Source organism: Rouxiella sp. T17, from assembly GCF_036663475.1.
GTDB lineage: Bacteria > Pseudomonadota > Gammaproteobacteria > Enterobacterales > Enterobacteriaceae > Rouxiella.
Genome location: NZ_JAWUEA010000014.1, coordinates 1 through 7,378, shown reverse-complemented (window position 1 = coordinate 7,378; position 7,378 = coordinate 1). Strand labels below are relative to the sequence as shown.

Below are 7,378 nucleotides of genomic sequence, written 5' to 3'. Positions count from 1 at the left end.
TGCGTGCACCCCCTCAGCGGCCCTCAGGGCGTTTTCACGCCCTGACCGGCAAAATCCCCTGTCTTGCCCCCCGAAAATCGCCCAGAACGGCGCAGATGAATTCTGCGGCCGTGCATAGCTATGCACGCCAACCGCCGGCGAGCTTTTTGGCGCAAAAAAGCGGGTGAAAGGACTAAAAACAGGTTTTTTGAGACCCAAAATGGGGGAGCAACCGCCAATTTTTAAGAAAATTTAACAGTGCGATTGGGACCGTGGTCCCAATCGCAGAAAAGTAGTCAACTGGGACCGCGGTCCCACACGAAAAACCGCGCGCCGAAATACGTAACAAGTACCGATAATGTACGTATTACGTATATCTCACAAATATCTCTCGGATATTTTTTGCATATCTCAAGCAGCAATTGGGACCGCGGTCCCAATCCGGAAACGGTGAACGGGCACGAAAATTTTTTCGTGCCCGTTCACCGTTGGCCAAGCCGCCGGCGCGGCAGAAAAACCAACGTTGGCCGATTCAAGAATCACAAATAATTTCGCGGCGATCTCGGTTAAACACGACGATAACGCCCCCCTCACAAGACATTCCAGAAGCCATTTTCCGAGCAAATTGCCGTATGGAAGGTCTATCGTGGTGGAAATCGGAAATAGTGATACGTTGAATGCCTGTATTCTTTCCAGCGAGTCAGATCAGTGAGCAATAGTCAGCAGAAGTTACCGGACGGGGTTCAAGTGGTAATAGGAAGGGCAGTTGCGTCATTGATTGAGAAAAAAACGCCTGTAACGCCTATTTCCATCATACATTGCCTCAACGAACAGGCTGCTTTAACGTCTTGTCATATCGTCAAAGACGACTGCAGGGCGGCCATCAGGGCCATGACAGAAAAAATGAACTGATACCCGAGCTTCGCAATTCATGCCGACCCTCGGGTTATTGGTAATGTTTTTCGTTAACACCTTCAGGCTAGCCGGCGCTCAGCATTTAGTTAGGAGCATCACCTTTCGGCCTTACCGTCTTCTTTTCGTTTTCTCCGCCATTCATGTAACTGACGATCGCGACTATCGCCTGCTGGCAGGCATCCCGTTCGCTTCCATTCTCGGTCTGTGACGCCATGAATCCCAGCTGTTCGATAAGCGCCGAGGGCGAAATTTCACTTTTCTCGTCAAGCAGCTCCAGTGCTGCCTTGCCAAGAAATATATGGGTTAATTTAACGTGATTGTCTTTAGTCATCGTGGGTGCCTCGGAGAAGGGGCCGCCGGTAAAAATTGACATGCTAAATCCGGCGCGCAACCGGTGTTCAGCATATATTTTAAGCCAAATTTTACTGCTGTGAGCAGCACATTTTACAAGTGGGCGGCGGTGTTTTCTGTCGCTCTGGATTGGGGGTAAAGGGGTCCCCCCTTTCAAGGCCCGATGGGCGGAATTGAGCATGGCGAAATGTAGCAACATCGGGTAGCCTTGTTTTTAAGTCAAATTCGACAGGGGAAGTCGGTATGGAAAAGCGGGAAAACATGCTGCGGGTGCGGTTCTCGGATGCCGAATTCGAATCGCTGAAACTGCGCGCCGAAGAAGCCGGCTGCACCATGTCCGAACTGGTACGCGACCATCTCGGCAAGGTGCGGGTCAACAACAAGGAGCTCGAGCGCGAACGTGTTGCCATGCTCAACCGGATCAACGCCAACCTCAACATGATTGCGCGCTGGGTGAATACACACAAGTCGGCGGCCGTTGCCGTGGACGTGGTGGCACACCTGATGGCACTCGAGCGTGAAATCGGCGAGATATCCCGATGATTATCGGTTTTAGCAGGCACGGTACCGGCGCGGGAAGCGGCTCCGTCAACTACATGACCGACGCGCGGCGCCAAGGGCGGGAAGATGCGCCGCCGGTTGTGCTGCGCGGCTCGCCCGTGGCAACGCGCGACCTGATTGATTCGCTGGATTTCAAACACAAATACACGTCCGGCGTACTGTCATTTGCCCCCGAAGAAACCATCACACCCGCGATGGAGCAGGAATTCATGGATCGATTCGAAAAGGTCGCGTTCGCGGGGCTCGAGGCTGACCAGTACAACATTCTTTGGGTTCGGCACAGTCATGCCGGCCATCACGAGCTGCACTTTGTCACGCCCCGCGTCGAGCTGGGTACTGGAAAAAGCCTCAATATCCGCCCGCCGGGCGACCAGGCAAAGGCCGCATTTGATGATCTGCGCAGCGAAATCAACGCCCGACACGGCCTTGCCGACCCTGACGACCCCAGCCGCCGGCGTGACATTGCACAGCCTGACTATGAGCTAAAAATCGCCGCGGCGGCGCTCAGGCGCGGCGACAAGCCGCAGCAGGACACGAGACTGCTTATCGATGCGGTGTTGACGCAAAGGGCCGCGCAGGGACTGATACGCAACCGTCGTGACGTTATCGAGCACGTAGCCGACCTCGGCATGCAGGTCACGCGCGAAGGAAAAAATTATATCACCGTCACCGAGCCGGAAAGCGGCGCGCGGTGGCGACTCAAGGGAGGACTTTATGAGCGTGAATTTGACGCTGCAGGAGCGATTGAGGCAGCAACATCAGGCAGAGAGCGAGACTTTACAAAACCTGACAAAAGAGCAGCTGAACAGTTTGCGCAGCGAGTTGAACGACATATTTCAACACGAGCTGAATACCATGCGCAGCGATATGCGCCAGCAGCTACGCGACACGTCCAAGGAATTGCGGGACAACCGGCAGGGCCTGCTGAACAAGTTTATCATTCATCGCCTCGCGATCCCGACCCTGAGCACCGCCCTGATCTTGCTCGTTATCTACATGAGCGGCTGGGTAGTGACGCTGTATCAGGGCAGGCAGATCGAGGAAAACGGCGCGTTGATACGCCAGCAGAACGCCACCCTAGCGAATCTGGCGAACCGTACGGGGGGACTGGATATCGTTCAGGAGACGAGCGGGTTGTTCGTGGTGCTGCCGAAGGAGGCGAAAGCAGAAGCCGGCTGGAAAATAGGCAACAACAACGCCCTGAAAATAACGAGGTAAACCATGACGGAGCTGGAAAATCACTTGCTGAGCGCATTGAGGGCTATGTCGCAGCAGTTCAAAGAACAACACAGGGCCTCAGAGACGGTGCAGGCCGCCTTGCAGGACATGTTCGAGCGTACTGCACAGGACAACGCGACGCTGTCGAAGCAAGTCGGGTTCTTGAGCGAGCGAGTCGAAACCTTGTCGAACAAGCTCCGGCAGTTCGAGAGCCTTTACGAACAGAACAGGCGTTGAGGCAATACCACATAAACGAAGAAAACGCCGCGAGACAGGCCTATCGGCAGGAACTCGACCGGTGGCAGGCACAACAGGACAGACTGGCGCAGGAAAACAGACCCCGCCGGAGTTATGGACCAAGTATGTGATTTTTTATGTGCGTTGCAGGGAGAGAGTTCACCAAAGCAGGGTAGCTATCGAAGAGCACTAATCCCTGCAACGCACAGGGACAAATTTACCAAATCGGCGGCCAAATACTACGGGTCCGGAAAATAATTTTTTAATCTTTACGCTGCAAAAAAATCCCGCACTGGGCGGGGGAAAAATTGGCAAGTCATTTCAGGAGGGTAATGCACTGTAAATTCTGACCATATCCCAATGTGTTTGTTCCATAAAGTTACCGATTCCGCTTTACCAAAGCTTCCACCATGCCGTTTTTGGTTTGGTTTCTTCAGCTGTTACGCTCTTATCCTCGATACGTAGCATCATCGTTTTCAACTCGGTCATTTCCGCACGCAGCGCCCTGATTTCGGCAAGAAGAAGCGCCGTATTTTCTGTGCCATCAGACTGTGCCACGGTGGGCCACGCCTCTGTGCCATCAGAGGTCAGTTCCCCATAGTGACGAATGAGCTCGCTGGTCTCAAGCTCGCGAAAGCCGCGGGCATTAGTGCTATAGGAAACAAGGCCAGAGGCCATATCGCGATAAAGCGTACGGCGGCTTTTGCCCGTGAGTTTCTGTGCCTGTGTCACCGTATGCCATGCCATAAAACCTCCCGATTTTTTGGCACAGTGTAGGCCAAGGTGGGAAAAAACAAACTGCAAAAATAGAGTGGCCGTGCAATATGCAAAAACGGACGCTATAACGCTTCCTCGCGTTGACAGACTTCGCTAGTCAACACTGCGGCGAGCATTGCAATCTAACGTCGGAAGGGTTTGGGCTTATTCCAGGTGAATTCGGCAGCCTGTCGCTCTTCAAATCGCGCCTGTTTGGCCTTTTCGGCTACGCGCTGGGAAAGAAGCTGCTGACGTGCCACACGGAGTACTTCCTGCCTTTCCGGACCGGACAGCTTTTTACCCTTGGCACGCTCTGCTGCAAACACGGCATCATCAAGAAACTGCTTTTCAGGCTTGGACACAACGGTCAATCGTTTAGGCATAAATCCTCCGGACGTAACATTAACGGCACCCCCCTTTCCCCCCGAGCCAGAACCCCGAACCTCCGGTTTTCCATAGGCTCCGCCCTCCTGACGAGCTTCACAGAAATCGGATGATTTCCGGAACTCAAATCAGAAGGACGAAACCCGACAGGACTTAAAGATGCCGGATGTTTCCGTCCGGCGGCTCCCTCGTGCGCTCTCCTGTTCCCACCGTACAGTATACCCGTGTCTATCCGCTGTTAATGGCCGCGTCTTCTCATTCCACGCCTGACACTGGGTTCTGCTTAGGTGGTTCGCTCCAAGCTGGGCTGTATGCACGAACTCCCCGTTCAGCCCGACTACCACGTACTCTCAGGTAACTGTTCTCTTGAGTCCAACCCTGACAGACACGACAAATCGCCATTGGCGGTAGCCAACGGTAACAGGTTCACAGAGCAGGAGTAGTTAAGCAGACTAATAGAGTTCTTGAAGTAATAGCCCAACTACGGCTACACTGGAAGGACAGATTTGGTTGCTGTGCTCTGTGTAAGCCAGTTACCACGGTTCATAAACTTGCCGGTTAATGAACCTTCGAAGAAACCACCTTGCCGGGTGGTTTTTTCGTTTCTGAACAGAAGACTACGACGACTGGTAATAGATCTCAAGCATAAGTGTCGTACATCGTGCTCAAATGTTGAGAATCTCAACGGTTTCATACCTCAAATCCCCAGCATTATTACCTTAAAAAGTTAGACGAAGTCTTGCCTCCACGGCTACGCATATTGATTCAACCTCCGCATCAATCGCACAGATGGGCCATGCAGGATTCAGTGCCTTGAGGTACTTCACTCCCCCTTCAGTAAGCAGCTGCCTGAATAGTGGTTCAGCAATCAGCTTGAACTTGATAAGAACAAGATCACCGTTTTCAGGCTTACGCTCTGTATCAAACAACACTAAGGTTCCTTCAGGCACGCTGAGACCTGATGCGGCGGACATAGCATTGTTGACGATACGTAGCCAGAATCCTTCCCCACCGAGTGTCACATCCGAAGCAATCCATGATCCGTTTTTTTTAAGCGATTCGTCCCATAAGGAATCCTGCCAGACACCAGCCTGTATACGGTTCAATAAGAGATAATTAGCGTATCTGCCGTCAGAAGCCACAGGGGCATCTGCATCCTCTATTTCAAACCCGTACATTAGGTAAGCTGACGTACAGCCCAGCGCAAGACTGAGGGCAATAAGATTGTCACCTCGAGGATTGATATTCGAATGCTCCCAATGGGAAATTGTCACGCTGGAAACACCTACTTCGTCGGCAAGCAACCGCTGGCTAAGATTTCTTTTTTTTCTTAAAGCATAAATACGCGTGCCCATTTTCTCCCTAAGTTTTGGTAGGTTAGCGATTTTATCTCTTTGCTGCTTGTTCATATTAAGGATTCCCCAGCAAGGCTGACAAAAGGATTTCCAAACCTAGTCTCGTTTTTTTACATTATTAGGACGTCATGTATCGACCATAACATCCGGAACACACCTTCAAGCTAAATTTATCGCGAAGCTCGTTAAAAGAACGCCTCCTATCAATAAACTTAAAAAATAATTACACAACAATTACTTAATTGGATATAAAAATTTAAAACTGGATAAATATTTAATAAATATTGGCCTTTTTCCTAATAAATGAATAAAAATAAGAAATTAGACACATGGGGGAAATACATGGAAATAACATTAGACATGATGGTTCACGGGATCGCTCTCTATGAATCACCTGAAGAGTTCTACCAGTACGTGAAAATCGAGCTGGAGAAACAAAAGAAAAGCGGGACGTATCGAGAAATAACCATGGAGAATGTCGTGAAGAAAACAAGTATGGCCATAGACTTCTTCGTAAAAGATCGCGTCGTTGAAAAAGCCGTGGCTGAAACGTCGAAAAGTCGAGCCAAAGTAGAAGAAATATTAGATAAAATAGGCGCTTACACTTTAAATCAATAATATGTACCTGTAGATTATAAATGAGGGTGAGCTGGCGAAATTAAGACCATGCCTAAACGGATTTCCCCCTTGTTCCCGCACTTTCCCCACCTCCTGTCTCTGAATATATGCACTCAAGATAACCATAGCGATTACTGTTGTTGCGTCATGTCATGAACAAGACGGATCTTGGTCTCAACGGCAACACACATCCAGTCAACCTGCTCGTCCAGCATGGACAGCGGCCAGACTGGGTTGAGGGCTTTTAGGTACTGTTTCCCCGCATCTGCGACCAGCTTTCTGAATATCGGCTCGCTATGATCCCTGATGCCGACAATCACCAAGTCTCCAGCCATGGCTTCCCGCACGGTATCAAACAATACGTAAGCCCCTTCAGGAATGCTCAATCCGACCGGCGAATCCATGGCATCATTGGTTATGCGAACCCAGAAACCGGCACCATACAGCGGCGCATCCGATTCCATCCAGGCTTCAATGATTTCCGGTGCTGCATCGGGCAACAGTTCGCGCCATCTTGCCGCCTGAAGACTGCTTAGAACCGGATGGCGGACACACAGGGAGACGGGTTGCAGCGGCGTGTCGGGGGTTTCGGATTCGCTGCCGTACATCAAATGGTTCGCGTTGCAGCTCAGCGCTTGGCAGAGCGCCATAAGGTTGGCCCCCGAAGGGTGGCTGCCCGAGCTTTCCCACAGGGAAATGGTCACGTGGGACACCCGCACAGCGTCGCCAAGTTGCCGCTGGCTCAGTTTTCTGGCCTTTCTCAGGACATAGAGACGCTCGCCGAAAATGCCCTTGTCCTTGAATCGTCGTGCATTAATGTCGGGTTGTTTTTTGTCCATGCTCACTGTCCTAGGTAGGGCGGAAGGTAGAGCGTTTTTAGGACTCGGGATGGGTACCCATTTACATTATCAGCATGGCCGCATTTACCATAACATCCGTTGCGTGCACCCCCTCAGCGGCCCTCAGGGCGTTTTCACGCCCTGACCGGCAAAATCCCCTGTCTT

At 51.5% G+C, this 7,378-nt stretch carries 9 protein-coding genes and 1 pseudogene; 5 read left to right on the top strand and 5 right to left on the bottom strand.

Going from position 1 to position 7,378, the window contains the following annotated elements; translation table 11 throughout:
• Window positions 1–976: 976 nt before the first annotated feature.
• Window positions 977–1,267, bottom strand: a complete 291-nt coding sequence (locus SC206_RS04715) for a hypothetical protein (protein WP_332734683.1) — start codon at window positions 1,265–1,267, stop codon at window positions 977–979.
• A gap of 221 nt (window positions 1,268–1,488) precedes the next feature.
• Here SC206_RS04715 and SC206_RS04710 point away from each other — a divergent pair, with 221 nt between their 5' ends.
• From SC206_RS04710 to SC206_RS04695, 4 genes and pseudogenes are all read left to right on the top strand, one after another.
• On the top strand, window positions 1,489–1,788 hold the full coding sequence (locus tag SC206_RS04710) for a plasmid mobilization protein (protein ID WP_332734682.1): 300 nt from the start codon (window positions 1,489–1,491) through the stop codon (window positions 1,786–1,788).
• Window positions 1,785–2,171, top strand: a pseudogene (locus SC206_RS22050) (relaxase/mobilization nuclease domain-containing protein); the annotation flags it as partial. The gene SC206_RS04710 and the pseudogene SC206_RS22050, both read left to right, overlap by 4 nt.
• 349 nt (window positions 2,172–2,520) lie before the next feature.
• Entirely contained in the window at window positions 2,521–3,024 is a 504-nt protein-coding gene (locus SC206_RS04700) for a hypothetical protein (RefSeq protein ID WP_332734678.1), read from the top strand.
• 3 nt (window positions 3,025–3,027) lie between these two features.
• Window positions 3,028–3,261, top strand: coding sequence for an MbeD/MobD family mobilization/exclusion protein (locus SC206_RS04695; protein ID WP_332734676.1), 234 nt, complete (start codon window positions 3,028–3,030; stop codon window positions 3,259–3,261).
• A gap of 393 nt (window positions 3,262–3,654) precedes the next feature.
• Here SC206_RS04695 and SC206_RS04690 read toward each other — a convergent pair whose 3' ends face one another.
• From SC206_RS04690 to SC206_RS04680, 3 genes are all read right to left on the bottom strand, one after another.
• Window positions 3,655–4,008, bottom strand: coding sequence for an entry exclusion protein 1 (locus SC206_RS04690; protein WP_332734674.1), 354 nt, complete (start codon window positions 4,006–4,008; stop codon window positions 3,655–3,657).
• Between the two features lie 152 nt (window positions 4,009–4,160).
• Entirely contained in the window at window positions 4,161–4,400 is a 240-nt protein-coding gene (locus SC206_RS04685; protein ID WP_332734672.1) for a hypothetical protein, read from the bottom strand.
• Window positions 4,401–5,120: 720 nt separating this feature from the next.
• Window positions 5,121–5,810, bottom strand: a complete 690-nt coding sequence (locus SC206_RS04680; RefSeq protein ID WP_332734670.1) for a helix-turn-helix domain-containing protein — start codon at window positions 5,808–5,810, stop codon at window positions 5,121–5,123.
• A 288-nt stretch (window positions 5,811–6,098) separates the two neighbouring features.
• On the opposite strand from SC206_RS04680, the gene SC206_RS04675 reads away from it, so the two are divergent.
• Window positions 6,099–6,374, top strand: a complete 276-nt coding sequence (locus SC206_RS04675) for a hypothetical protein (RefSeq protein WP_332734668.1) — start codon at window positions 6,099–6,101, stop codon at window positions 6,372–6,374.
• Between the two features lie 131 nt (window positions 6,375–6,505).
• Here SC206_RS04675 and SC206_RS04670 read toward each other — a convergent pair whose 3' ends face one another.
• Window positions 6,506–7,213, bottom strand: a complete 708-nt coding sequence (locus SC206_RS04670; RefSeq protein WP_332734666.1) for a S24 family peptidase — start codon at window positions 7,211–7,213, stop codon at window positions 6,506–6,508.
• Window positions 7,214–7,378: the final 165 nt, after the last annotated feature.

Excerpts from the sequence above, each read along its gene's own strand:
- SC206_RS04695 (WP_332734676.1), top strand. The coding sequence starts at position 3,028 with ATGACGGAGCTGGAAAATCACTTGCTGAGCGCATTGAGGGCTATGTCG.
- SC206_RS04710 (WP_332734682.1), top strand. The coding sequence starts at position 1,489 with ATGGAAAAGCGGGAAAACATGCTGCGGGTGCGGTTCTCGGATGCCGAA.
- SC206_RS04680 (WP_332734670.1), bottom strand. The coding sequence starts at position 5,810 with ATGAACAAGCAGCAAAGAGATAAAATCGCTAACCTACCAAAACTTAGG.
- SC206_RS04675 (WP_332734668.1), top strand. The coding sequence starts at position 6,099 with ATGGAAATAACATTAGACATGATGGTTCACGGGATCGCTCTCTATGAA.
- SC206_RS04670 (WP_332734666.1), bottom strand. The coding sequence starts at position 7,213 with ATGGACAAAAAACAACCCGACATTAATGCACGACGATTCAAGGACAAG.
- SC206_RS04685 (WP_332734672.1), bottom strand. The coding sequence starts at position 4,400 with ATGCCTAAACGATTGACCGTTGTGTCCAAGCCTGAAAAGCAGTTTCTT.
- SC206_RS04690 (WP_332734674.1), bottom strand. The coding sequence starts at position 4,008 with ATGGCATGGCATACGGTGACACAGGCACAGAAACTCACGGGCAAAAGC.
- SC206_RS04700 (WP_332734678.1), top strand. The coding sequence starts at position 2,521 with ATGAGCGTGAATTTGACGCTGCAGGAGCGATTGAGGCAGCAACATCAG.
- SC206_RS04715 (WP_332734683.1), bottom strand. The coding sequence starts at position 1,267 with ATGTCAATTTTTACCGGCGGCCCCTTCTCCGAGGCACCCACGATGACT.